We start from the raw sequence: 23,145 nt of genomic DNA, 5'->3' as shown, positions 1-23,145 counted from the left end.
CTCCCTTTTTCGCAATGTTAATCGCCCGCGTCTTCCATGCTTCTTTGTTATTTTTGTGATAATACCTGAACAAACTCAATAACCCACACACGACCCCTTTGCTGGGCACACCTGGGTGTATCGGAGGCCGCGTGAGCGAATCGGTGGTTGGGTCCGGGACTGATGTGCGTGCGGCGGCTCGGCGGTGGATCGCCGAGGACGTCGACCCGCGCGCGCAGGCGGAGTTGCAGCAGCTGGTCGACGCCGATTCGCCGGAGCTCGCGGACCGGATGTCCGGGATGCCGCGGTTCGGCACCGCCGGTCTGCGCGCCGAGGTCCGCGCCGGGGCGAACGGCATGAACCGCGCGGTGGTCGTGCGCACCACCGCCGGGGTCGCCGAGTGGCTGACCGGGCACGGCTGCGGCGGTGGCGTCGTGGTCGTCGGCAGGGATGCCCGGCACGGGTCGGAGGACTTCGCCACCGATGCCGCCGGGGTGCTGGCAGCAGCGGGTTTCGACGTGCAGCTGCTGCCCGAACCGCTGCCGACGCCGGTGGTCGCGCACGCCGTGCGCGCGTTGGACGCGGTCGCCGGCATCCAGATCACCGCCTCGCACAACCCGCCGCAGGACAACGGGTACAAGCTGTACCTGCGCGGCGGCATCCACCTGGTGAACCCCACCGACGGCGAGATCGAGGCCGCGGTGGCCGCGACGCCGGCGGCGAATTCGGTGCCCCGCGCGGCGACCTGGACGATCCACGAGTCCGCGTTGGACGACTACCTGGACCGGGTCGCGACCTTGCCGCGCGGCAGCGCCCGCGGCCTGCGCATCGCGGCGACCGCGCTGCACGGCGTCGGCGCACGACCGCTCCGGGAAGCGTTGCGCCGCGCGGGTTTCGAGGACGTGCACCTCGTCGCGTCCCAGGCCGAACCGGATCCGGACTTCCCCACCGTCGGCTTCCCGAACCCCGAGGAGCCGGGGACGACGGACGCGCTGCTGGAGCTGGCCGCCGAGGTCGACGCGGACCTGGCGATCGCGCTGGACCCGGATGCCGACCGGTGCGCGCTGGGCGTGCCGGTGGACGGCACCTGGCGGATGCTCCGCGGCGACGAGACCGGCGTCCTGCTGGCCTGGCACATCTTGTCCACTTTGGATCGCACGGCGACGCCGGATCCGCTGGTGGCCACGACGATCGTGTCCGCGACCATGCTGCGCTCCATCGCCGCGGAGTTCGGCGTCCGCTACGACGAGACGCTGACCGGGTTCAAGTGGCTGGTGCGCGCCGGGGACGGCGCGGGCACCGGACTGGTCTACGCGTACGAGGAAGCCCTGGGCCACTGCGTCGACCCGGATTTCGTGCGCGACAAGGACGGCATCTCCACCGCGGTGCTGGCCAGCGACCTGGCCGCCACGCTGAAGGCCACCGGACGCAGCCTCCCGCAGCTGCTCGACGAGCTGTCCACCGCGCACGGCCTGCACCGGACCGGGCAGATCTCCGTCCGCGTCTCGGACCTGGACGTGATCCCGCAGATCATGCAGCGCCTCCGCGAAACGCCGCCGACCCGGCTCGCCGAGACCACTGTGGACGTCCAGGACCTGCTACCGGACACCGATGCCTTGGTGATCACCGGCGCCGGAGGTCTGCGCGTGGTCATCCGGCCGTCCGGGACCGAACCGAAGCTCAAGTGCTACCTGCAGGTCGTCGAGCAGGTCGATGCGCTGCCCGCCGCCAAGCAGCGCGCCGCGGACCGGCTCGCCGCGCTGGAGCAGGCCGTTTCCGAACTCGTGCGAGGAGGCTGAATGCCCCGCCTGCTGATCGTGCACCACACGCCGTCGCCGGGCATGCAGGCGATGTTCGAGAAGGTCGTCGAGGGAGCGACGACCGACGAGATCGAGGGCGTCGAGGTGGTGCGCCGCGCGGCGCTGAGCGCCACCGCGTCCGACGTGCTCGAGGCGGACGGCTACCTGCTGGGCACCCCGGCGAACCTCGGCTACATCAGCGGCGCGCTCAAGCACTTCTTCGACACGATCTACTACCCGTGCCTGGACTCGACCGCGGGTCGCCCGTTCGGCTACTACGTGCACGGCAACGAGGGCGTCGAAGGCGCGCAGCGCGCGATCCGCTCGATCACGACCGGACTCGCCTGGCAGCAGGTCGCCGAGCCGGTCACCGTGCTTGGCGCGCCCGAGAAGTCCGATTTGGCGGCCTGCTGGGAGCTCGGCGCCACCGTCGCCGCCGGGCTCATGGACTGATCGGCCCTCGTGAGCACTTCGGGGTGCTCTAACGCCCCGAAGTACTCACGACCCATGAGCCGCTTTCGCTTGCGGGGCAGCAGAAGAACCCCAGTTGATCTTGGTCCGGACGGGCCTTGTAACCTGATCGTGTCGTCGGGGCGCGCCCCTTGACGACAGGGGCGCCCTGGGCAAAGCCCGCCTTCCCTCATCAACGTGCGATGTTCGGGGCGCCCTCCCTCCTCGCACTCGGTAACCGGCCGAATCCCGCTCAACTGCCCCGTTCGGCCCACACCGGTGCATCCATGCAGGGACTCCGACAGCATTTGCATGGCCGGAGGGGTTACGCTGCGACAGTGAGTGAGGAAACGATCCGACTCGAACTCGACGATTCCGGCGTCTCGGTGGATCTTCCACAGCCCCCTGGTTCACACGATCAGGTTCAGGGCGTCCCCTACCGACCTGTCGAGTTCCGCGACAACGACCTACCGGCCGCTTTGGAGCGTTCCGCCAAGTGGCTACGCGAAGCCCAGGAATGGCTGGGTGAACCCGTCGACGTGATCGCAGTCCACCTGGATTACGACGACGGCGAAGGCGCCCCGTACTACAACCTGAAGTTGCTCTGCAACGAAGAGGATCTGGCGGGCGCGCCGATCGCAATGCGCAAGCTGCAAGGCGGCCCCGTCGGCTGACCACCACCCCAACCGAAGCACGAACTCGGTGGCCCGGCCGGAAATCCCGACCGGGCCACCGCTCGCCCGGCGAGCACCGGGGTTCTGGAGCGTTTCAGAAACCGCTCCCCCGGCGTGCACGCGGACTCAAGCCTTCGGCTTCGCCCAGGACTCCAGGAGAGCGGCGACATCGGGGAGCTCGCGCTGGTCCCGGCCGACCTCCCGGACCAGGTCCAGGGCCGCGTCGTCGCCGGCTTCCACCCACCATCCGTTGAGATCGCACATCGCCACCGCGGCCACCCAGGCCAACCGCCAGTTGCCCTCGACCAGCGGGCGGGTGCGGACGATCGAGTCCAGCAGCGCGGCGGACTTCAACCACAACGTCTCGTAGGCGGGAACGCCGAACATCTCGGCGTGCGGGCGGTACGCCGCCGCGTCCAGCAGGCCGCCGTCCCGCACCATCAGGTCGCCGTCGGTCACCGCCGTGGCGAGCAGGAGCAGGTCCGACGTGTCGAGGTAAACGATCACGCCGTCAATGGTCGATCATGCGCTTCCGAGCTTGTCCAGCAAGCCCTGGTAGCGGGGCAGCACCCGCTGCACGACCTCGTCGAGCTGCTGCTCCTTCTGCTGCCGCGCCCAGCGCTCGGCCAGCGCACTGCGCACGACCTCCTGCTTGGACCGGCCTTCAGCCGCCGCCAGCTCGGCGAGCCGCTGGTTCTCTTCCTCGGTGAGGCGCAGGGTCATGGCCATGCGCTAGATGGTATCGCGCTGATACCACTCGTTGAAGGCGATAGTTTCTGGCAATGGCTAGACCGCGAGCGCACGACGACGCCCTGCGCACCCGGTTGCTGGACCGGGCGGGCGAGCTGCTGTCCGCGCACGGCCCCGAAGGGCTGGGCCTGCGACGGCTGGCCGCGGACGTCGACACCTCCACCACCGCGGTGTACTCGCTGTTCGGCGGCAAGCCCGGGCTCGTCCGGGAGCTGTACGTGGAGGGTTTCCGGCGGCTCGGCGACCGGATGGAGCAGGTGCCGCGCACCGGCTCCCCGGTGGAGGACCTGTGCGCGCTCGGGCTGGCCTACCGGGAGAGCGCGCTGGCCAACCCGCACTTCTACTCGATCATGTTCGGCCGGGCGGTGCCCGACTTCGTCCCGGACGAGGAGGCCGCGGCCACCGCGCTGCGCAGCATGGGGCCGCTGCAGGAGACCGTCGCGCGGGGCATCGAGCAGGGCGAGCTCGTCGACACCGATCCGGACGAGATCACCTTCGCCGCCTGGTCGCTGGTGCACGGCCTGATCTCGCTGGAGCTGCTCGGATCCGCGGTGGCCGGGAACGCCAGCAGCGCCCGCTACGAACGGGCGCTGCGGAACGGGATGGCCGGCTGGATGCGCTGACCCCGGAGCGACGGGGGGTTCCTCCGGGGCCAGCGCGTCGTGCCCGATCTGGCGGGTCTCACCACACCGACCACGACAGCTCGCGGTGTCAGCCGAGCGCGTTGTGGATGGCGGTCATCAGCTCGCCCTCCGGGGTGTCACCGTCCATCGACCAGACCATCGCACCGCCGAGACCCTGCTGCTTCAGGTACTCGACCTTGCGGGTGATCTCGGTGGCGTCGTCGAAGGTCCAGAACGTGGTGCCGTCGAAGAGCCAGGCGAAACCGGCCTTGTCGTCGCGGTGCAGGGTGAACTGGCCGGCCTTGGCCTTGAGCACCTTGTAGTCCTCGATGCCCGCCTCGTAGGTGGCCGGGGCGGGGCCGGTCGAGTTCTGGAACAGCCCGTTGTTCTCGTTGGTCACGCCGGTCCAGCCGCGCCCGTAGAACGGCACGCCGAGCACCATCTTGTCGGCGGGCGCCCCGGCATCGCGCCAGGCCTTGACGGTCTGGTCGATGCTCCACTTCTCCGGCGACGGGTCGCCGTCCGGGCTGAGGATCGCCGACTGGTGGTTGGTCGTCGGGTCGTAGGCGCCGTGCAGGTCGTAGCCCTGGATGGTGCCGAAGGTCAGCAGGTCGAAGACCTTGGGCACCTCGTATCCTGCCTCGATCTTGGCCGGGTCGGCGGGCAGGAAGGCGCTGATGTCGTAGTTCTTGCCGAGCTCCTGGCCGGCGGCGTCGAGCTGCGTGCGCCACTCCTGCAGCAGCGCGGTGTAGTTCTGCTTGTCGGCCGGGTCGACGACGTTGCCGGGGCCGCCTTCGGACGCGGGCCACTCCCAGTCCAGGTCGACGCCGTCGAAGATCCCGGCGGCCACGCCCTCACCGCCCTGCGGTTCGCCGATCTGCGGCAGGTTGCCGCGGAACCACATGTCGATGCAGGACTTCACGTGCGCGGCGCGCGATTCGGGGGTCGCCGCCGCGGCGTGGAAGTTCTTCGACCAGGTCCAGCCGCCGAAGGAGATGTAGACCTTGAGGTTCGGGTACTTCTCCTTGAGCTGCTTGAGCTGGTTGAGGTTGCCCGCCAGCGGCTGGTCGTAGGCGTCGGCCTGGCCGTTGACGCTCTGCTCAGCGGTGAAGCGGCGCTGGTAGTCGGCCCAGGCGTCGCCCTCGCCCGCCTGGTTGACCTGGAAGCACTGGCCGGAGGCGTCGAGGTTGCCGAAGGCGTAGTTGAGGTGGGTCAGCTGGCCTGCGGCGCCGGAGGTGTCGAGGTTCTTGACGAAGTAGTTGCGGTCGTAGATCGACCACTGGGTGAAGTAGCCGACCTTGCGGGCGGCGGCCTGCGGTTGGGGGTCGGCGGGGGTGTCGGTGGCACCGGCCGGGGAGGCCAGGACCGGCAGTCCCAGCGCGAGGACCGCGGCGAGCAGCACCGGGAGCCGGAACGGGAACCGTCGTCTTCGACTGGACATGGCGACTCCTGCTTCATCGGGGGGGATCGCTCCATGTGTGGTATAGACCATATTCCGATCAGGTCTAGACCAGCCATCGCCCGTCCAGCCGAACCCGCTTGCTCCCCGGAAAGCGCCCTTCACCGTTCACACCGCGGCGTGCTGCGCCCAGAAATGCGAAAGGATCCCGATTTCGGGGAAATCGGGATCCTGCTGCGGTGGAAATGTGGGAACGGGTCAGACCGCGCCGTACTCGCGGTCCCCCGCGTCGCCGAGGCCCGGGACGATGTATCCCGACTCGTTCAAGCGCTCGTCGACGCTCGCGGTCACGATGCGCACCGGGAGACCGGAGTCCTCCAGCTTCCGGACGCCTTCCGGGGCCGCCAGGGTGCAGATCGCCGTGACGTCGGTGGCGCCGCGCTCGACCAGGATCCGGATCGTGTGGACCATCGAACCGCCGGTGGCCAGCATCGGGTCGAGCACCAGCACCGGACGGCCGGACAGGTCGGCGGGCAGCGACTCCAGGTACGGCGTCGGCTGCAGGGTGGTCTCATCGCGCGCCAGGCCGACGAAGCCCATCTGCGCCTCCGGGATCAGCCGGTGCGCCTGGTCGGCCATGCCCAGCCCAGCCCGCAGCACCGGCACCAGCAACGGCGGGTTCGCCAGCCGGTAGCCGTCGGTGCGCGCCACCGGCGTGTGGATCGGCTCCACCGCCACCTCGGCATCCCGCGTCGCCTCGTAGATGAGCATCAGGGTGAGCTCTTGCAACGCGGCGCGGAACGCGGCGCTGTTGGTGCGCGCGTCACGCATGGTGGACAGCCTTGCCTTCGCCAGGGGGTGGTCCACGACCCGAACATCCATGACCAACAACAGTAACGGCCGCCCACCGCATCCACGTCGCAGCTGCTCGACAACGTGTCGCCGATCGCAACCACCCGCTGCGCAAAGTCAAGCACCGATCACCAGGCGCCACACCTCCGCCGTCCCGAGGTCCGCAGTTTCAATTGAAACTGCGGACCCCACCCACGGCGGATCACAGTTTCAATTGAAACTGCAGACCCACCCGGACACGGCACCGGCGTGTCAGACCCCGACACACCGGGCTTGTGGACAGGTCGTCCGGGTTGTGGAGAACTTCCGCAATTTCCATGGAAATCGGAGGTCTGATTTCCATGGAAATTGCGTTGATCTTGGTCAGCGGGGGGTGGTGGCGAGGCCCCGGACTAGGAGGTCGAGGCCGAATTCGAAGCGGTCTTCCTCGGTTCCGTCCATCAGGACCGGGAGGAGGGCCGTGATCGTCGGGAAGCGCTCCGGCGGGAGCTGGGCGAAGTACTGGCCGACCTGGGCGAAGCGCTCGTCGCGTTCGGCGTCGGTGAGGCCGAAGTCCGCGGTGCGCTCCATCGCCACCGCCGTGCCGTAGAGGGCGAGGATGTCCACGGCGAAGGCCACCGTTCGGTCCGGCATCCCGGCCGAGCGCAGGACCGCCATCATCGTTTCGCTGACGACCAGCGCGTTCGGACCGGTCGGCGCCGGCGTGCGCATGACGACCTGGGCGATGCCGGGGTGGGCGCTGAGCACCGCGACCTGCTGGCGGATCAGCTCCTTGATCTGCTCCTGCCACTTCTCCGGGGCGGGTTCCGGCAACGCGATCTCGCCGATCACCAGGTCGAGCATCAGTTCGTGCAGCTCGTCCTTGTTGCGGACGTAGGCGTACAGCGAGGCCGCGCCGGTGCCGAGCCGCTGCGCGACCTTGCGCATGCTGACCGCGTCGAGCCCTTCGGTGTCGAGCAGGTCGAGCGCCGTGCGCACGATCAGCTCCAGGCTCAACGGCTGCTTCACCGGCCGCTCGCGCGCAACGCGCTGCCGCCAGGGCGGGACGGGCACGGACATCGGTCTCCACTTCTCCGGTCGCTGCTACGAACACCGTACTTGACGCGAACACCGTTCGAGCGTAGAACAGCGTTCGTCACACGAACACTGTTCGCGAAGAGGGGTCACCGAGATGTCCGAACGCACTCCCGTCCTGATCGTCGGCGCCGGCTTGGCCGGTCTGTCGACCGCCGTCTTCCTCGGCCTGCACGGCACTCCGTCGCTGGTGGTCGAGCGCCACCCGACGACCTCCACCCAGCCGAAAGCACGAGGCCAGCAGCACCACGTGATGGAGGCGTTGAACTACGCGGGCCTGGCCGATGCCATGGTCGGAGCATCGCCGCGGGACACGGGCTTCCAGCTGCGAATAGCGGAAAGCGCGAGCGGCCCGGTGTTCCGCGAGATCTTGCACGACACGTTCATCCCGCTCGACGAGCTGACGCCCTGCCGCTCAGCGGATGCCAGCCAGGCCAGCGCGGAGCGCATCCTCGTCGAGCGCGCCCGCGAACTGGGCGCCGAGATCCGCTTCTCCACCGCGCTGGAGTCGTTCGAGCAGGACGAATCCGGGGTGCGCGCAGTGCTCTCCGACGCCGGCGGAACCCACGCGGTGCACGCGGACTACCTCGTCGCCGCCGATGGCCACCGCAGCCCGATCCGCGAGCGGCTCGGCATCGGCACGCACGGCCGCGGCGCCCTGTGGCACTCGGTCCTCTGGCTGATCCGCGCCGACCTGGCGCCCGTCGTGGGCGACCGCCAGGTCCTGTACAACCTGCAGAACCCGCAGCTCTCCGGAGGCATGGGCTTCCTGGTCAGCACCGACCGGCCGGACGAGTTCGTGGCCGGGGTCGGCTACGACCCGCAGCGCGAAGACCTGGCCGATTTCCCGGAAGAGCGCGCGCTGGACCAGATCCGGATGGTCATCGGCAAGCCCGACGTGGAGCTGGAGATCCTCAACGCCGACACCACGACCGCCGGCATGCACGTCGCGGACCGGTTCTCCAGCGGCCGGGTGCACCTGGTCGGCGATGCCGCCCACACCATGCCGCCGCAGGGCGGGATGGGCGGCAACACCGCGGTGATGGACGGCTTCTACCTGGCGTGGAAGCTCGCCGCCGTGCTCCGCGGCGAAGCCGGTCCGGGCCTGCTGGACAGCCACGACGTCGAACGGCGCCCGGTGGGCGAGCTGATCGCGAAGAACCAGTACATGAACGCCATCGTGCGCAGCATGCCGCACCTGATGCGGCCGGACGACACCCCGCCGATCGAGGACGCCGCCGTGCTGATGTTCGGCTACCGGCACAACGGCGCGGTCGTCGCGGAACCCTGTGACGAGGGTGAGCTCCTGGAGGAACCGACCGAGCCGACCGGTCGTCCCGGCTCGCGAGCTCCGCACGTCCGACTGTCCACACCGGACGGAGAGCGGTCCACGATCGACCTGTTCGGCCGGGAGTTCGTCCTGCTGACCGAATCCGAGACCTGGGCCGAGTCGGCCGAGAAGCTGGCCGAGGACCTCGGAATCCGCCTGCGCGCGCAACTGCTCGGCGGCGAGGTGACCGGCGACTGGACCGGCAAGTACGGCGTCACCGCCGACGGAGCCGTCCTGGTCCGCCCGGACCGCTTCATCGCCTGGCGCGCCAAGGGCGCCGGCTCGGCCGCCGATCTGGAAAGCGCCCTCCGCGCGGTCCTCGACCGCTGAGAGCCGGGTGCGCGGTTCCAGCCGCACCCGCGCACCCGCACCATCAGCTCGCGGCCAGTTCGCCGAGCAGCTTCCAGGTCCGGCGCTCGTCCTCGGCCGAACCGATCGAGGTCTGGACGTAGATGAGCTCGGTCGCGCCCGCCTCGAAGTACTCGGCGACCTGCTTCGCGATCATCTCCTCATCTCCGATCGCGACGAGGTCGACGGGGTTGTCGATCCCTTCGCGATCCAGCGCCGCGCGGTAGGACGGGATGTTCCCGTAGGGAGCGATGAGTTCCTCGGCGCGAGCTCGGGCACCTGCGACGTCGGCGGTCACCACGCCGGGGACGATCACGGCGATCCTGGGTTCCGGCCGCCCGGCGGCTTCGGCGTAGCGGCGCAGGGTCGGGACGGTGTACTCGGCCAGCGTCCGCGGCCCGGACAGGATCGGCAGCGCACCGTCGGCGAGTTCGCCGGCCGCGCGCAGGGTCAGATCACCGGCCGCCGCCACCAGCACCGGCACCCGCGGCCGGGCTCCGAGCACGCTCGCGGGCATCGCCGTTCTGGCGACCAGCGTGTCCCCGACCAGGTCCACCGACCCCGATTCGAACAGGTCGCGCAGCGCCGCCAGGAATTCGCGGAGGTGCCGGCCCCTCGGGTGCGGGGTGATCCCGTAGGCGTGCTCGACGAACGACTTGATCGACATCCCGACGCCGAGGGTGAAGCGGCCGTGGCCGGCGGCCTGCGCCGTTTGGGCCTGCATCGAGAGGGCTATCGGATGCCGCGGGTAGATCGGCACCACCGCGGTGCCGACGTCGATGCCGGGGACCTCCCTCGCGGCGAGGGCGGCCACCGTGGTCGCGTCGTAGTCGAAACGCTGGGTGAACCAGGCTGCGTGCAGCCCGGCGTCGGCGAGCTCTTCCACCTGGCCGATCAGGGCGTCCACGGAGTTCGCTTCGCTGGAGACCCCGGTGGTCTCGCTGTGCAGTGCAACGCCGATGCGCATCATGTGCTCCATTCCTTCGCGGAGCACAAAGGTTAACCGAGTTAAAAATTTTACTGTGTAACCACTCGTGCTAGCCTCGGTGACGTGGCAGAACGAGTCGGTCTCCGGGAGCGGAAGAAGCAGCGAACCCGGGCCGCGATCGCGGACGCGGCGATCGCGATGTTCCTCGAATCCGGCTTCGACGAGGTCTCCTGCGCTGACGTCGCCGCGCGGGCCGAGGTGTCGAAACCGACCCTGTTCAAGTACTTCCCGGCGAAGGAAGACCTGGTGCTGCACCGCATCGCCGACCACGAGGGCGAAGCGGCGGCGGTGGCCCGGGAACGGGCCGCGAGCGAGGATCCGCTCGCGGCGCTGCGGCGGCACCACCTGGCAGCGCTCGCCGCGCGCGATCCGATCACCGGCCTGAACGACACTCCGGAAGTCCGGGGCCTGCACCAGTTGATCGAGAGCACGCCCGCCCTGTCTGCCCGCATGCTCGGTTTCGCCGAACGCCGCGCCGAAGCGCTGGCGGACGCGCTGGTCGAAGCAGGTGCGCCGGCGGGAATCGCGACTCGCATCGCGGCGCACCAAGTGGTGACGGCACAGCGCGTGCTCGCGGAGGAGAACGTCCGCCAGCTCTCGAGCGGCCGCTCCCCCGACGAGCTCTACCCCGAGGCCGTCGCCGCCGCCGAGTGCGCCTTCGACATGCTGCGCACCGGCCTCGACGGGATCTGCGGCGACCTCCGGGCGGAAAGTGCAGGGCGCCTTCCGCCGAAATGATCAGCGCCCTGCACCTGAGCAGGTCGTCACGGGTGGAGGACGACCTTGGTGTAGCCCTCGATCCGCTGGTCGAACTTGCGGTAGGCGTCCGGGGCGTCGGAGAGGGACAGCTCGTGGGAGACCACGAAGCTCGGCTTGGCCCTACCCGCGATGATCATGTCGCGCAGCTGCCGGTTGTAGCGCTTGACGTTGCACTGACCGGTGCCGATGACCTGGCCCTTCTCGAACATCCGGCCGACCGAGACCAGCAGCATGCCCTTCTTCGCCTCGTCCGTCGGACCGCCGGGGTCGGAGGGCACGTACAGGCCCGGCACGCCCAGCCGCCCGGTCGGGCGGACCGTGTCGATCAGCGAGTTCAGCACCACGGCCGGTTCTTCCTTCTCGCCGGAGCCGACCTGCGCCTGGTAGCCGACCGCGTCGACGCCCTTGTCCGTGCCCTCCCCGTCGGTCTGATCCTTGATCATCTGGACCGGGTCGCCCTTCGAGAAGTCGATCGGGATGGCGCCCATCTCCTCGGCCTTGGCCAGCCGCTCCGGAACGCGGTCAACGCTGAACACCCGCGCGGCCCCGCGCAGCAGCGCCGAGTAGGCGGCCATCAGCCCGACCGGTCCGGCCCCGTACACCACGACGCTCTCGCCCGGCGCGACCTGCGCGAGCTCGCAGCCGTGGTAGCCGGTGGGGAAGATGTCGGCGAGCAGCACGAAGTCGGCCTCGTGGCTGCCGTCGGCGGGCAGCTTCAAGCAGTTGAAGTCGGCGAAGGGAACCCGCAGGTACTCGGCCTGCCCACCGGTGTAGGGACCCATCGCGACGTAGCCGTAGGCCCCGCCGGCGAAACCGGGGTTCACGGTCAGGCAGAACCCGGTGTTGCCGGCCATGCAGTTCTTGCAGAACCCGCAGGCGACGTTGAACGGCATCACCACGCGGTCACCGCGGTTCAGGCTCGTCACCCCGGAACCGAGCTCCTCGATGATGCCCATGTTCTCGTGCCCGAACACGATGCCCGGCTCGGCGGCCGTGCGGCCCTCGTACATGTGCAGGTCGGAGCCGCAGATGGCGGTCGAGGTGACCCGCACGATCACGTCGTTGGGGTGCTGGATCGATGGCCGGTCCACTTCGTCGACGGCCACCGAGAACGGCTCCTGGTACACGACTGCCTTCATGGCAGACCACCTCCGGGTGAAGACGCGCGTTTTCCCCTGTCCGTGCCGCCTCGGGACTACCCCGTACCGGGCGAAACAAGACACGGATGGCGGTCACCCGAACGAGGGCACTCGAAAATCGGCCACCCGGCGGCGTCGACCAGATCCACACCGCGCAAGGAATCGACGCACAGCTGCCGCTCGGCCATTCGGGGGCCAACGCTGGTGTTTCGCCGCAGCGGACGGTCAGGATGGGGGTCCGCCGCCGACGGACTGAAGGGAGTCGTTGTGCGGCGTCGTTCTTTTCTTCGGGCTGCCGTGATCGGTGGCGGGGTTGCCGCTTTCACCGGTGGGTTGTGGACCGGGGCCGCTGTGGGCGGGCCGGTCCGGCGGGTTGCCGAAAGTCCCTACGGGCCGCTGCTGGGCGCCGATGACAACGGGATCGAGCTGCCGGAGGGCTTCACCAGCCGGGTCATCGCGCACTCCTCCGACAAGGTCGCGGGCACCGACTACACCTGGCACGACGCACCCGACGGCGGGGCGTGCTTCGTCGACGGGGACGGCTGGATCTACGTGTCGAACTCCGAGGTCGAGCCCGGCGGCGGGGTCGGGGCGATCAAGTTCGACGCCGGCGGCAACGTCGTCGACGCCTACCGGATCCTCGAGGACACCCGGCGGAACTGCTCGGGCGGCGCAACTCCTTGGAACACCTGGCTCTCCTGCGAGGAGGTCAGCTACGGGTACGTCTTCGAGACCGACCCGTGGGGGCGCAACGAGGCCGTTCGGCGGGATGCGATGGGCAGCTTCAACCACGAGGCCGCGGCGTGCGACCCGGTGCGCAAGGTCATCTACCTGACCGAGGACGAACCCGACGGCTGCTTCTACCGGTTCCGGCCCAACAACTGGGGCGACCTGGGCGCGGGCGGACTGCTGGAACTCCTCGTCGCCGGGGACGAGACCTCGGGCAAGGCCAGCTGGGTGGAGGTGCCGAACCCGACGCCGTCCGAGGGCGACACCCCGACGCGCGAGCAAGTCGACGGCGCGAAGCACTTCGACGGCGGCGAGGGCTGCTACTACGCCGCCGACCGGTGCTGGTTCACCACGACCGGCGACACCCGCGTGTGGCAGTTCAACGTCGCCGACGACACCTTCGGGCTCGCCTACGACGGCGGCGGGGACCTGGGCGCCGTCGACAACATGACCGGCAGCTCGTTCGGCGACCTCTACGTCGCCGAGGACGGCGACAACATGGAGATCTGCATCATCACGCCGGACGACGTGGTGGCGCCGATGCTTCGGGTGAACGGGCACGACTCGTCCGGGCTCACCGGACCGGCGTTCAACCCGGCAGGCGACCGGATGTACTTCTCCTCGCAGTACGGCCCTTCGGGCGAGTTCTCCGACGGCTACACCTACGAGATCAGCGGACCGTTCCGGAAATAGCGGCCGTGCGAGTGCTTTTCGGTCCTGCTGCGCCGAAAAGCACTCGCGGTCCCGGTGATCGCCCGGTCGCGTCCCCACCTTGCTCCGCCTGATACCGGTCAGGCGCTGGCTCGTGAGTACTTTGGGGCGTCCTGGCACCCCAAAGTACTCACGTGACCTGACCAGGTAAAACCTGACCCAGGTGGAGATCGACCGGGCACTGAGGATGCTCGTCGACGTTCCACCGCAGCCGATGTCGACCCACGTACTCGGCGACCGGTTCCTGCGGCCACTGCACTTCTTCCGGCCGCAGCTCGTGATCCGCAATTTCCGTTGAATCCGCAGTTTCAATTGAAACTGCGGGAAGCACCGGCCCTGGAGGACGTGGCTGAGACCGGCAAGTGCGCTCTCAGCGATACGAAGGACCGCGCCGGCGGGCCCCTCCCCTTCAGCCGGGCTCAGTGGGCTGGGTTCTTGGCTGCTGTTCGACGATGTGGCTGAGGTTGCGCCACAGGAGCGTGTAGCGCCAGAAGAGGCGGCGGCGGAGCACTGATCCTGGGAGGGTTTTCGCTGCTGCTGCGCGGATTTCCGACAGGGTGTCCGTCGGGTCTTTGACCGGCATGCCCTTGTCGTGGGGTTTGCCCGCGCGACCCCGCGCGGCCTTGTAGGCGCCGACCGCTGCGTTCGCCGGGAGCGTCAGCGCGTCCAGGGCGAAGTCCGCCCGGGTCGCCTTCCGGTAGTGGCCGACGACGGCGAGGACCCCACCTGGCCGCACCAGCTCGGACAGCCTGGTCAGCACCAGGTCCAACGGCATGTGGTGGACGCTCGAAATGGCCGTCACCGCGTCGTACCCGGACGGATCGAGCTCCAGCTCGGGATCTAGCAGGTCACCGCACAACCACCGGACGTTCGTCGCAGTCGATGCGCTGCTGGCGTGCTCGATCATCTCGGCCGAGCGGTCCACCGCGTCGACGTGCTCCGCCCGCTCCGCGAGCTGCCGGACCAGCGCACCGGTTCCGCATCCGACGTCGAGGACCTTCGCGCTCCGCGGTGGCAACTGCCGCAGCAACCACGGGTGGTAGTGCGCGTTGTGGTCCCACAGCAGCGCTTTCGGTAGCTGGATCACCTGGACCTCCGAGCCCCAGCTCGCCCCGGTGCGGTACCGGGGTCGTGAGTGCGGATGGTGGTAAGAACACGGTTACGCACTCACGACCCGTTCTACCAGGATCAGCTTCAGCCGAGGGCGTCGAGCGGGACGGGGAAGACGGGAACCCGTTGAACGCGCCTTCCCGCTCCGCGCTCGCCCGATCGGAAAGCGGAGCAGAAGCCGTGTTCGGAGCATCCGGATTCCGCCGCGTCAGTCCGCGGCGTAGAGGTCGGGGTTGTCGGAGAGCGCGGCCACCATCGCGGCGCGCGATCCCACGCCGAGCTTGGTGAAAATCCGTCGCATGTGGGCGGAAACCGTGTAGAGGCTGATGTCCAGGACGGCGGCGATGGCTCGGTTGGTGTAGCCCAGACCGACCATCCGCGCGATCTCCCGCTCCCGCGGGCTGAGCAGTTCGTCGACCTTCGGCGCAACCGGCACCAGGAGGCAGCGCACGCCGAGATCGGTGATGTCCAGCAGCGGTTTTCGCACGCCCCGGTTCGGTCCGGCGATCTCGCCGACGCGGCGCACCAGCGCCCGCACCAGGTGTTGGACCAGTTCGTCGGAGTGCAGGTCAGGACTGCGCCGGGTCGGCTCCGGCAGTTCGCGTCCGACGTGCGGAATCGGCGTTGCAGTCGCGTCTTTCGTCAATGCAACCGGCCTCCCCAGAACCAGTTCGGGCGGCGGGTCGCGCCACCTCGGAGTGGCCCCGCGCCCCCACGCCGGGCCGATGCGGCGTCCACCGCGCGTACCAGCAAAGCCAACATCGTCCATCCGCGCATCGTCGATTCGTGTGACACGCGGGCTGACTAATCCTTCAAATCGGCATCAGAACGTGTGACTACCACCCGAATGCCGCTTGAACTGGACTGTTCGCACGCGCTCACCGACGACCGGCCGACAACTCCGCCGGCCGCGGTGCAGGACAGGAGGACCCACCATGAGTCGCTACCGAGCGGTCGACGGGGAGCTGGAGGACGAGCTGGCCCGCGAGCTTGAGGACGAGCTGGAAGGCGAGTTCGAGGACGAGTTCGAAGACGAGGACTTCGCCCGGGAGCTCGAGGACGAGATGGAGGACGAGTTCGAAGACGAGCTCGAGGACGAGCTGGAAGGCCTGGTCCAGGAGCTGGAGGACGAGCTCGAGTTCGAATTCGAGGACGAGGACGAGTTCGAGGACGAAGACGAGGACGAGCTGGAAGCGGAGTTCGAGCAGCTGGTCCGCGAGCTGGAAGCGGAGTTCGAGGACGAGTACGAGTCCTTCGCCAACCCGGTCAGCCGGGTCTACTCGGACGCCGAAACCATGGCCAAGCTCGCCTTCGAGGCCGAGCGCGCCGAGTCCGAGGCCGAGGTCGAGGGATTCCTGGGCGCACTGGCACCGATTGCGATGAGCCTGGCGCCGAAGGTCGCGCCGCTGGCCAAGAAGTTCGCCCCGAAGATCATCAAGGGCGTCAAGTCGGTCGGCAAGAAGTTGTGGCGCAGCCCGGTGACCCGCCGCGCGGTCCGCCAGGTGCCCAAGATCGCCGGCCGCACGGTCCGGGACATGGGCCGCCGCTACGCGCGGGGCCAGAAGGTCACCGGCAAGCACATCGCGCGCTCGCTGGCCGGGCACACCGCCAACGCCGTCGGCCGCAGCAAGGCCGTGCGCGGGCGCCGGCGTCCGACCAAGCGCCGCGTGACCGCGCCGAAGAACCGCCGCGCCATCCAGGCCCGCCGCGCAGCCCAGATGCGGAAGGCCCGCGTCGCCAGGGGCCGGGCGAAGGCGCCGCGCCGGAGCAAGGGCCGTGGCCGCCGGCGTTGAGCTGCGGTCGGCCGCGGCGCGCACCCGGCGGCCGGCGCAGCCGATCGACCGCGGAACCGCGCGCCTGCTGGCGACCTGGGTGCGCACCCAGGCCATCAGCAGCGAACGCCACCTCGCCGCGCTCCGGCCGTTCAGCTGGTCGGAGTTCGGCGACCCGGCCACCGGCCCCAGCCGAGCGCACCTGGCCGCGGTCAACGAGACCATGGCCGGTCTCCGCGAACCCCTCCACGAAGCCACCCGCGACTTGCGGCGGGTCGCCGAACAGGCGGCCCGGCAACCGGATTCGCAGCGGGTGCGGACCGTGCTGCGGGCGAAGTCCAAGACCTACCGGCTGGTGCGCGACACCGAGCGGATCTGGGACTTCTACCTGGAGCTGTTCAACCAGCGGCAGAGCTCGTTCGCCCCGTGGCTGGTCGCCGCGGACCGGATCGCGCTCGACTGCTACCAGTACGCCTACCTGGGGATCGGGAAGTGGCGCTCGATCCCGACCCCGCCGCCGTTCTGCTACCTGGAACCCAGCCACGGGCCAGCCACCTCGCGCCGCGGCATCCCGCTGCAGCGGCTGAGCCACCGGATCAACCCGTTCCCGCTGATCCAGCTGCCGTTCCACCGGCTGATCAACCCGTGGACGCTCGGCGCCGTGCTGCACGAGGTCAGCCACAACCTGCAGAACGACCTCGGGCTGGCCAAGGCGGTGCCGATGCAGGTCGCGGCGCGGTTGACCGAGACCGGGGTGCCGCCGACGATCGTGTCGCAGTGGGTGCGGTGGAACCGGGAGACCTTCGCCGACCTGGCCGGGCTGCTGCTGGGCGGGCCGATGATCGTGGGCTCGCTGTTCGACGTGATCGCCCGGGATCCGCGCGCCGCCTCGAAGTTCCGCGCGCGGGACCCGCACCCCGCGTCCTACCTGCGTGGGAAGCTGAACATCGAGCTGCTGCGGCGGATGGGTTTCCCGAAGCGGGCCGAGCAGCACGAGCGCGCGTGGCACGCGATGTACCCGCGGCCGAAGCTGATCGGCGCACCGCCCGCGCTGCTGGCCTCCGCGAACAAGGCGGTCCCGGCCGTGGTGCAGGCGATGTGCTTCACCTCGTACCCGACGCTGGGCGACCGGAAGCTGGCGCAGGTCCTGCGGTTCGAGCCGAAGGAGCAGCGGATGGTCGAGGAGGTCGCGGAGCGGCTCGCCTGCGGGGTGTCCCCCGGCGTCGCGCCGGAGCGGTTCCTGATCGGCGCCGTCCGGTACGCGCTGGAGCAGCGGATGGCGCCGCCGAAGCGCTTGGCGAACTTCTTCGTGGAAGAGCTGGGGAGGCGGGCGCGGTGACCTTGCGCGGCGAATTCCCAGTGCTGGCCCGGAAGTTCCGGCAGCTCGCGGCGGCGTGGCGCGCGCTGGAGGTGAGCGTGGTCGAGGACCTGCCGAGCGGTGAGCGCCCGGCCGCCTCCGACCGGCTCGCCGAAGTCGTCACCGACGGCACCGCGGACCTGCAGCCTGCGTTGCGTGCCATGGACGCAATTTCAATGGAAATCGGACGTCCGATTTCCATTGAAATTGCGGACGCCTTGCACGCCGCCGCGTTGGCGCTGCTGCGCACGCAGCGGCGGCTCGACGACGAGTTCCGGTGCCACCACGCGGCCACCGAGCTGGCGCGGGCCGTGCAGGGGCGCGGCCCGGAGTGGATCGGCTGGGCCCGCAGCATCCGGTCCGGTGTGGACGGATGCGTGGATTCGTTGCGCAGCACGGAGAACACCATGCTGCGGTGTTGGCGCGAAACCGCCGAACTCGCGATGCGGTTCGGCATCGAGGAAGGCAGCGAGGGCAGGCGATGACCATCAACGACGACCGCCAGCGCAACGCGGAAGAGGACCGGGGCGCCGCACTCCCCCAAGCCCAGGACATCGACAGCGCATATCCGCTGGTCACACGGCATGAACCACCTTGCCCGCCGTGGTGGGCGCATCCGGGGAAGGTGGCGAACAAGGCGATCAGCGACGTGCTCGGCTGGAAGTGGCGCAACGGCGACACCAAGGCCTTCACCGCCGCGCTGACCGGCAGCTTCGAGCTCAAGCGCGTCGAGGGGCACACCGAAGCGCGGTGGACGCCGCGCGGCTACGCGGTGCAGGCCGACCTGGGTGCGGTCACCGGTGGCCAGGCCTCGCTGGCCGCCCGCGCGCGCAGCGCCATCAAGGACGCGACCGAACTGCTGGACTCGCTGAAACCGCTGCGCCCGGGCGCTGATCCGGACAACTGCGAAGGATTCCGCAGCCTGGTCCGGCACGACCTGGAGGAGATCCGCAAGGAGCTCGAATGCGCGCTGCTCCGCGTGCCGCGCGTCGACCAGCTCTTCCTGCTGCTGCTCGGCAGCCCCTCCGCCGCGGTGGACCCGGACCGGGTGCGCGGTCACCTCGGGATGCTGCGCGACGAGTTCGGCATGGTCGGCGGCCTGGTCAACACCATCGAGGAAGAACGCATCCAGACCTCGTTCATCACGCTGGTCGACTGGGTGCTGTCGCTGTACCGGGGCTGGCTGGACTCGCGGGACCGCATCGACCCGTTCGCGCAGCCGGAGAACGGCCAGCCGTTCTTCGGGCCGGCCGTGACCGCCTTGTCCCAGCTGCTGTCGGCGACCGCGGTGCAGGTCGAGGAGCTCGTCGGGGCGCTGAAGTCGGTGCACATCCACCGCGGCGACCGGGAGGTCCTGCGGATCCCCGATCCCGAGGGCGGCTCGATGGCGCTGGGCGGTCTGCTGCGCTGGGTGCACGACTTCGCCTGCTTCGAAGGCCGCACGCTGATCGAATCGGCGGGCAAGGACGGCGTGGACAGCGCGTTCCTGCAGGTGGTGACGCGGTTGACGCGGATCGTCGGCGCCCTGCCGCGGCGCGACGAAGGCGGCACCGAGGACGTGCACGGCAACTACCGCGCAACCCTGCCTGCCGGGTTCTTCAGCTCCCGCGTGCAGCGCGCGATCGACGAGCTGCACGACCACCTCCAGGAGATCGTGCGCGTAGCCAAGCCGATCCGGCACGGCGCGGTGCCCGAAGACCCGCCTGGTCCACCAGCGCCGCCGAACCCCGGACCGATGCCCCCACCGGACGCGGGCCCGACACCACCCCCGGCTCCCGCACCACCGCCGGGCGCCGGGCAGCCGACGCCGGTGGTCAGCGCCTCGGTGGAACCGGTCGTCGCGGAGCCCGATGCCGCGACCAAGCGGCGGACACGCAAGCCGCGACCCGAGCCCAAGCCCGCCCCGCGGCCGGAATAGCGGTCCGCCCGCGCCCCGCACGGAGGAATGATGGCCACCGAAAAGCAGTACCGGGAACTGTTCGACCGGGTCGCCGCGCTGCGCAGGGAAGTCGCCGGCAACCTGTCGAACGAGCTCGGCAGCAACCCGCAGGTCGGCGAGGCGCTGCTGAAGCAGATCGACGACATGCTCTTCGCCGTTGAGACCGAGGACCAGAGCGAACCCCGACCACCGGACGGCGGTCTCGCGCAGCTGGTCGGCATCGGCGGCGAGTCGGCCGGGGACATGGGCTCGACCCGCATGCCGCACGGCATCGAGAACTACGACGAGACCATCGCGTCCGAGCGCATCATCGCCGTCGCCGACATGTACTACCTGTACCAGCACGAGCGGATGGGCATGTTCCGCGTGGTGCAGAAGCTGCGGGAGCTGTTCGAGCGCGGCGCGATCCGGTTGTTCGACGGCGAAGGCGCGTTCGGGCTGTACCGGTTCGACCGGCGGGACGTGCTGCGCTACACCAAGCGCGACCGGATCAACGCCTACCGCCGGGTGCTCGGCTACGGCCGCGGCCTGGGGTCGGGCCACTCGCGGCCGAACACCGACTTCCACCGGCTGTTCACCCAGTTCAACAACCAGACCGCGCTGTTCTGGCGGGACAAGCGGGTTTCCGACGTGATCCGGGAGCGCGCGCACGACCCGTCGTTCGGCAGCATGGCGGTGGTGCGGCGCAGCGGGCTGGACCTGCGCAACAACCTGAAGTTCACCTCCTACGGCCACCTGAACGTGCTGCGGGTGGAGGTCATGCAGCTGCTGGACGAGTGCTTCCGGATCCTCGACGCCGAGGACGTGAAGGACCTGTTCGGCGCGGCCAACGCGTGGGACGTGATGGACGAGGTGCTGGTCCGCTACTTCGGCGAGCAGCTGGTCACCTCGCCGCGCCAGCGGATGGCGGTGACCGGCCGGAAGGTCCTGCGCTGGCTGGCGGCCCCGCACATCCTGGAGACGACCCGCTCGGAGTTCGAGGCGCTGCTGCTGGAGATCGCCGAACCGTCGGAGGAATGGCTCACCTCGGCCCAGTCCCTCCGCCTGGCCGACCGCAGCAGCTCCAAGCAGCTCCTCCCCTGGGACCGCCAGCAAACGGCAGGAGTCACCACCCCCAACCGAGGAGACCGCCAACCAGCAGCCCGCCGCCCAGCAACAACCCGCCGCGCCCGCAGGTGACCGAGGGATCCGCAAATTCCATTGAAATCGAACGTCGAAATTCAATGGAATTTGCGGATCCCCCAGTCCCGTGAGCACTTTGGGTCGCTATGACAGCCCAAAGTACTCACGGGAGGATCAGCACGCGGATCACGAAGGCGTCCACCAGCACCGCCACTGCGAAGGTCAACAGCAGCAGCCAGGACTGCCGAGTCCCGGTCCGATGCGCGACAACCACTGGTGGGCCCCGCAGGTGTCGCGAATCGCCTCGGCCAACCACCTCCGCTGCTCAGCACCGAGCAGCGGCAGCAGCGCGGCGAAGTCGGTCTCGTCCTTCGCCCGGGTGTTCTTCGCCTTGTAGAACAGCAAGATCTCGGGCGCCAGGTAGGGGATACCGCCCTCGCCGATGCGGCCGATCGACCACACGCTGCGGCGCACCCGCGGGTTGCGCCGCGACGTCCAGCACTCACCTTCGGACTCGTCGACCATGATCTGGATCCGCCACGGCTGATCAGCGGCCGGGCGACACCAGACGTCGCAGACCCCGGCAGGCAGAACCTCCCCGGCGCGCCAAGGGCGCAGCGCTCCCGGCGGATCGGCGGCCCACAACTCCCACCCGCGCAGGACGTCCTGAACAGCCAGGTGATCGCGTCGGAGCACCAGCACGTCGATGTCGCCGTGCTCGCGCAGCGAATGCCCCAGCGCGAGCTCGACGGCGAAGCCACCGGCCAGCCACCACGGCGCCGGGAATCCGGCGAACAACTCGTGCACATCGGCCGGTGCAGCCGGCTCCCAATCACCCCACGGGGTGTGCGTGCGCGCCACCTCCCCAGCATGCCGCAGCTGTGATCCGCACCATCGTGGATTGACCTTCAAACCGGTTTGAGGCCATAGCTTCCTCGCTGAGCCCGGACGGGTGAGAAGCACGAGCTTGGGAGATGGGCATGACCTCTTACGTCGTTCAGCGCAACGGCCGGGAAGCCACCGCCGAGGAGTTGGCGCCGCTGGCCTTCGCCGGCTTCGCCCACATGACCGCGATGCAGGTGCGGGACGGCGGGGTGCGAGGCCTCGACCTGCACCTCGAGCGGCTGCGCACCGCCTCGCTGGCGATGTTCGGGCAGGCGCTGCCCGACGACCAGGTGCGGTCCTACCTGCGAACGGCCGTCGGCGGTTCGCCCTCCGACCACTCGTTGCTCGCCAACGTGTTCTCAGGAGCAGGCGAGTTCACCGCGGCCGACCGCCCGCTCAACGTCCTGGTCCGCACCTCCCCGGCCACCAGCGGACCCACCGGGCCGCTGTCGCTGGCGGCGGTCGAGCACGAGCGGATGCTCCCGGAGCTGAAGCACGTGGGCGAGGTGGCCAAGACCTACTACCTGCGGCAAGCCGTGGCGCGGGGTTTCGACGACGCGGCCTTCGTCGACCGCCGCGGCCGGTTCAGCGAAGCGTCGATCTGGAACCTGGCGTTCTGGGACGGCGAAGCGGTGGTGTGGCCCGAAGCCGAGATGCTGGGCGGCATCACGATGACCATCCTCCGCAGGCAGCTGGAACAACTCGGCGTTCCCCAGCGCACCGCGGAGATCACGCCCGATGGCCTCCCGGATCTGGCCGGAGCAGTGGTCATGAACTCCTGGACGCCGGGCGTCGCGGTGCACCGGATCGACACCACGCCCATCACCGCGGCACCGGAGTTCGTGGAGCTGCTGCACGAGGCGTACGCGGCCGAACCCCTCGTCGCGCCGTGAATCAGGACTTCTCGAGGTATGCGGCGAGGTTGCTGCGGCTGCGCTGGAGTTCGGCGATCCGCTCCTCGGCGATCGCCAGCTCCCGGTCCATGATGGCCCGCACGTCCACGCACCACTCGAACTCCGGCAGCTCACCGCGGACGCACGGCAGCACGGCGCGGATCACCTCGGTGGACAGCCCGGCGTCCAGCAGCGCGCGGATCTGCCGCACGACGACCACCGCGTCCTCGTCGTACTCGCGATAACCGTTCGCACCCCGGCGGGGGTCGAGAAGTCCCTGCGCCTCGTAGTACCGCAACAGCGGCGCGCTCACCCCGCTGACCTGCGCCAGCTCCCCGATCAGCACGTGCACCACCCCGTTCGGTCCCGGACCAGTATGCCGAGTCGGCCGATCAACTGGCGTGATCGCTCCAGGCTCGGACCCGTGAGCATTTTGTGGGGCTATAGCACCACAAAATGCTCA

The 23,145-nt window shown here is 69.5% G+C and carries 26 protein-coding genes; 15 read left to right on the top strand and 11 right to left on the bottom strand.

The window, feature by feature from the left end; all coding sequences use genetic code 11:
* The first annotated feature begins 131 nt into the window (after positions 1-131).
* From ABTZ89_RS02865 to ABTZ89_RS02855, 3 genes are all read left to right on the top strand, one after another.
* Positions 132-1,778 (top strand): phospho-sugar mutase, encoded by a 1,647-nt coding sequence (locus tag ABTZ89_RS02865; RefSeq protein WP_351039342.1) that lies wholly within the window; start codon positions 132-134, stop codon positions 1,776-1,778.
* Positions 1,779-2,231, top strand: coding sequence for a flavodoxin family protein (locus ABTZ89_RS02860; RefSeq protein ID WP_270948366.1), 453 nt, complete (start codon positions 1,779-1,781; stop codon positions 2,229-2,231).
* Between the two features lie 335 nt (positions 2,232-2,566).
* A complete protein-coding gene (locus ABTZ89_RS02855) occupies positions 2,567-2,902 on the top strand; it encodes a hypothetical protein (RefSeq protein WP_270948367.1) in 336 nt (111 codons plus the stop codon).
* A gap of 126 nt (positions 2,903-3,028) precedes the next feature.
* Here the strand turns inward: ABTZ89_RS02855 and ABTZ89_RS02850 are convergent, their stop codons facing one another.
* Both ABTZ89_RS02850 and ABTZ89_RS02845 read right to left on the bottom strand, forming a co-directional pair.
* The gene (locus ABTZ89_RS02850; RefSeq protein ID WP_270948368.1) at positions 3,029-3,409 is read right to left on the bottom strand and encodes a type II toxin-antitoxin system death-on-curing family toxin; all 381 of its coding nucleotides are present in this window, start codon (positions 3,407-3,409) and stop codon (positions 3,029-3,031) included.
* A gap of 15 nt (positions 3,410-3,424) precedes the next feature.
* Entirely contained in the window at positions 3,425-3,631 is a 207-nt protein-coding gene (locus ABTZ89_RS02845) for a type II toxin-antitoxin system VapB family antitoxin (RefSeq protein ID WP_270948369.1), read from the bottom strand.
* A 53-nt stretch (positions 3,632-3,684) separates the two neighbouring features.
* Here ABTZ89_RS02845 and ABTZ89_RS02840 point away from each other — a divergent pair, with 53 nt between their 5' ends.
* On the top strand, positions 3,685-4,275 hold the full coding sequence (locus ABTZ89_RS02840; protein ID WP_270948370.1) for a TetR/AcrR family transcriptional regulator: 591 nt from the start codon (positions 3,685-3,687) through the stop codon (positions 4,273-4,275).
* A gap of 88 nt (positions 4,276-4,363) precedes the next feature.
* Here ABTZ89_RS02840 and ABTZ89_RS02835 read toward each other — a convergent pair whose 3' ends face one another.
* The 3 genes from ABTZ89_RS02835 to ABTZ89_RS02825 all read right to left on the bottom strand — a co-directional run bounded on the left by ABTZ89_RS02835 (position 4,364) and on the right by ABTZ89_RS02825 (position 7,585).
* Positions 4,364-5,716, bottom strand: a complete 1,353-nt coding sequence (locus tag ABTZ89_RS02835; RefSeq protein ID WP_270948371.1) for a glycoside hydrolase family 18 protein — start codon at positions 5,714-5,716, stop codon at positions 4,364-4,366.
* A gap of 216 nt (positions 5,717-5,932) precedes the next feature.
* Positions 5,933-6,556, bottom strand: a complete 624-nt coding sequence (upp, locus tag ABTZ89_RS02830; RefSeq protein WP_351039334.1) for a uracil phosphoribosyltransferase — start codon at positions 6,554-6,556, stop codon at positions 5,933-5,935.
* Positions 6,557-6,889: 333 nt separating this feature from the next.
* A complete protein-coding gene (locus ABTZ89_RS02825; RefSeq protein ID WP_351039331.1) occupies positions 6,890-7,585 on the bottom strand; it encodes a TetR/AcrR family transcriptional regulator in 696 nt (231 codons plus the stop codon).
* Positions 7,586-7,697: 112 nt separating this feature from the next.
* On the opposite strand from ABTZ89_RS02825, the gene ABTZ89_RS02820 reads away from it, so the two are divergent.
* Positions 7,698-9,260, top strand: coding sequence for an FAD-dependent monooxygenase (locus tag ABTZ89_RS02820; protein ID WP_351039329.1), 1,563 nt, complete (start codon positions 7,698-7,700; stop codon positions 9,258-9,260).
* A gap of 43 nt (positions 9,261-9,303) precedes the next feature.
* Here the strand turns inward: ABTZ89_RS02820 and ABTZ89_RS02815 are convergent, their stop codons facing one another.
* On the bottom strand, positions 9,304-10,248 hold the full coding sequence (locus ABTZ89_RS02815) for a TIGR03564 family F420-dependent LLM class oxidoreductase (protein WP_351039326.1): 945 nt from the start codon (positions 10,246-10,248) through the stop codon (positions 9,304-9,306).
* 81 nt (positions 10,249-10,329) lie between these two features.
* Here ABTZ89_RS02815 and ABTZ89_RS02810 point away from each other — a divergent pair, with 81 nt between their 5' ends.
* Positions 10,330-11,004 carry a TetR/AcrR family transcriptional regulator gene (locus tag ABTZ89_RS02810; protein ID WP_351039323.1) on the top strand — a complete coding sequence of 225 codons (675 nt, stop codon included), beginning with the start codon at positions 10,330-10,332 and terminating at the stop codon, positions 11,002-11,004.
* A 26-nt stretch (positions 11,005-11,030) separates the two neighbouring features.
* Here the strand turns inward: ABTZ89_RS02810 and ABTZ89_RS02805 are convergent, their stop codons facing one another.
* The gene (locus ABTZ89_RS02805) at positions 11,031-12,164 is read right to left on the bottom strand and encodes a glutathione-independent formaldehyde dehydrogenase (protein ID WP_270948377.1); all 1,134 of its coding nucleotides are present in this window, start codon (positions 12,162-12,164) and stop codon (positions 11,031-11,033) included.
* Between the two features lie 267 nt (positions 12,165-12,431).
* On the opposite strand from ABTZ89_RS02805, the gene ABTZ89_RS02800 reads away from it, so the two are divergent.
* The 3 genes from ABTZ89_RS02800 (at position 12,432) to ABTZ89_RS02790 (ending at position 14,066) form a co-directional block, all read left to right on the top strand.
* Positions 12,432-13,586 carry an alkaline phosphatase PhoX gene (locus ABTZ89_RS02800; RefSeq protein WP_270948378.1) on the top strand — a complete coding sequence of 385 codons (1,155 nt, stop codon included), beginning with the start codon at positions 12,432-12,434 and terminating at the stop codon, positions 13,584-13,586.
* 181 nt (positions 13,587-13,767) lie between these two features.
* A complete protein-coding gene (locus tag ABTZ89_RS02795; protein ID WP_351039319.1) occupies positions 13,768-13,902 on the top strand; it encodes a hypothetical protein in 135 nt (44 codons plus the stop codon).
* A gap of 47 nt (positions 13,903-13,949) precedes the next feature.
* Positions 13,950-14,066: a DUF397 domain-containing protein gene (locus tag ABTZ89_RS02790; protein WP_351039348.1), complete on the top strand. Its 117-nt coding sequence runs from the start codon at positions 13,950-13,952 to the stop codon at positions 14,064-14,066.
* On the opposite strand, the gene ABTZ89_RS02785 is transcribed toward ABTZ89_RS02790, so the two are convergent.
* Together ABTZ89_RS02785 and ABTZ89_RS02780 are read right to left on the bottom strand one after the other, a co-directional pair.
* Entirely contained in the window at positions 14,014-14,691 is a 678-nt protein-coding gene (locus tag ABTZ89_RS02785) for a class I SAM-dependent methyltransferase (RefSeq protein WP_351039316.1), read from the bottom strand. The two genes, ABTZ89_RS02790 and ABTZ89_RS02785, sit on opposite strands and share 53 nt — an antisense overlap.
* Before the next feature lie 231 nt (positions 14,692-14,922).
* Positions 14,923-15,360, bottom strand: coding sequence for a helix-turn-helix transcriptional regulator (locus tag ABTZ89_RS02780; RefSeq protein ID WP_270948381.1), 438 nt, complete (start codon positions 15,358-15,360; stop codon positions 14,923-14,925).
* A gap of 289 nt (positions 15,361-15,649) precedes the next feature.
* On the opposite strand from ABTZ89_RS02780, the gene ABTZ89_RS02775 reads away from it, so the two are divergent.
* From ABTZ89_RS02775 to ABTZ89_RS02755, 5 genes are read left to right on the top strand one after another with little or no spacing between them, the layout of a single operon-like run.
* Positions 15,650-16,507: a hypothetical protein gene (locus ABTZ89_RS02775; protein ID WP_270948382.1), complete on the top strand. Its 858-nt coding sequence runs from the start codon at positions 15,650-15,652 to the stop codon at positions 16,505-16,507.
* Positions 16,491-17,825 carry a hypothetical protein gene (locus ABTZ89_RS02770; RefSeq protein WP_351039312.1) on the top strand — a complete coding sequence of 445 codons (1,335 nt, stop codon included), beginning with the start codon at positions 16,491-16,493 and terminating at the stop codon, positions 17,823-17,825. Before ABTZ89_RS02775 ends, ABTZ89_RS02770 begins: the two co-directional genes overlap by 17 nt.
* Positions 17,822-18,328 (top strand): hypothetical protein, encoded by a 507-nt coding sequence (locus ABTZ89_RS02765; protein WP_351039310.1) that lies wholly within the window; start codon positions 17,822-17,824, stop codon positions 18,326-18,328. The genes ABTZ89_RS02770 and ABTZ89_RS02765 overlap by 4 nt, the downstream gene beginning before the upstream one ends.
* Positions 18,325-19,761, top strand: coding sequence for a hypothetical protein (locus ABTZ89_RS02760; RefSeq protein ID WP_351039307.1), 1,437 nt, complete (start codon positions 18,325-18,327; stop codon positions 19,759-19,761). The genes ABTZ89_RS02765 and ABTZ89_RS02760 overlap by 4 nt, the downstream gene beginning before the upstream one ends.
* Positions 19,762-19,788: 27 nt before the next feature.
* The gene (locus ABTZ89_RS02755) at positions 19,789-20,961 is read left to right on the top strand and encodes a hypothetical protein (RefSeq protein WP_351039304.1); all 1,173 of its coding nucleotides are present in this window, start codon (positions 19,789-19,791) and stop codon (positions 20,959-20,961) included.
* Positions 20,962-21,126: 165 nt separating this feature from the next.
* On the opposite strand, the gene ABTZ89_RS02750 is transcribed toward ABTZ89_RS02755, so the two are convergent.
* The gene (locus tag ABTZ89_RS02750) at positions 21,127-21,765 is read right to left on the bottom strand and encodes a nucleotidyltransferase domain-containing protein (RefSeq protein ID WP_351039301.1); all 639 of its coding nucleotides are present in this window, start codon (positions 21,763-21,765) and stop codon (positions 21,127-21,129) included.
* Positions 21,766-21,884: 119 nt separating this feature from the next.
* On the opposite strand from ABTZ89_RS02750, the gene ABTZ89_RS02745 reads away from it, so the two are divergent.
* A complete protein-coding gene (locus ABTZ89_RS02745) occupies positions 21,885-22,682 on the top strand; it encodes an aminotransferase class IV family protein (protein WP_351039298.1) in 798 nt (265 codons plus the stop codon).
* A gap of 1 nt (position 22,683) precedes the next feature.
* Here ABTZ89_RS02745 and ABTZ89_RS02740 read toward each other — a convergent pair whose 3' ends face one another.
* Positions 22,684-23,028: a MerR family transcriptional regulator gene (locus ABTZ89_RS02740; RefSeq protein WP_351039295.1), complete on the bottom strand. Its 345-nt coding sequence runs from the start codon at positions 23,026-23,028 to the stop codon at positions 22,684-22,686.
* Positions 23,029-23,145 lie beyond the last annotated feature (117 nt).

The organism is Saccharopolyspora sp. NPDC002686, assembly GCF_040295745.1.
Classification (GTDB): domain Bacteria; phylum Actinomycetota; class Actinomycetes; order Mycobacteriales; family Pseudonocardiaceae; genus Saccharopolyspora; species Saccharopolyspora oryzae.
This window is presented reverse-complemented; position numbering and strand designations above follow the sequence as displayed.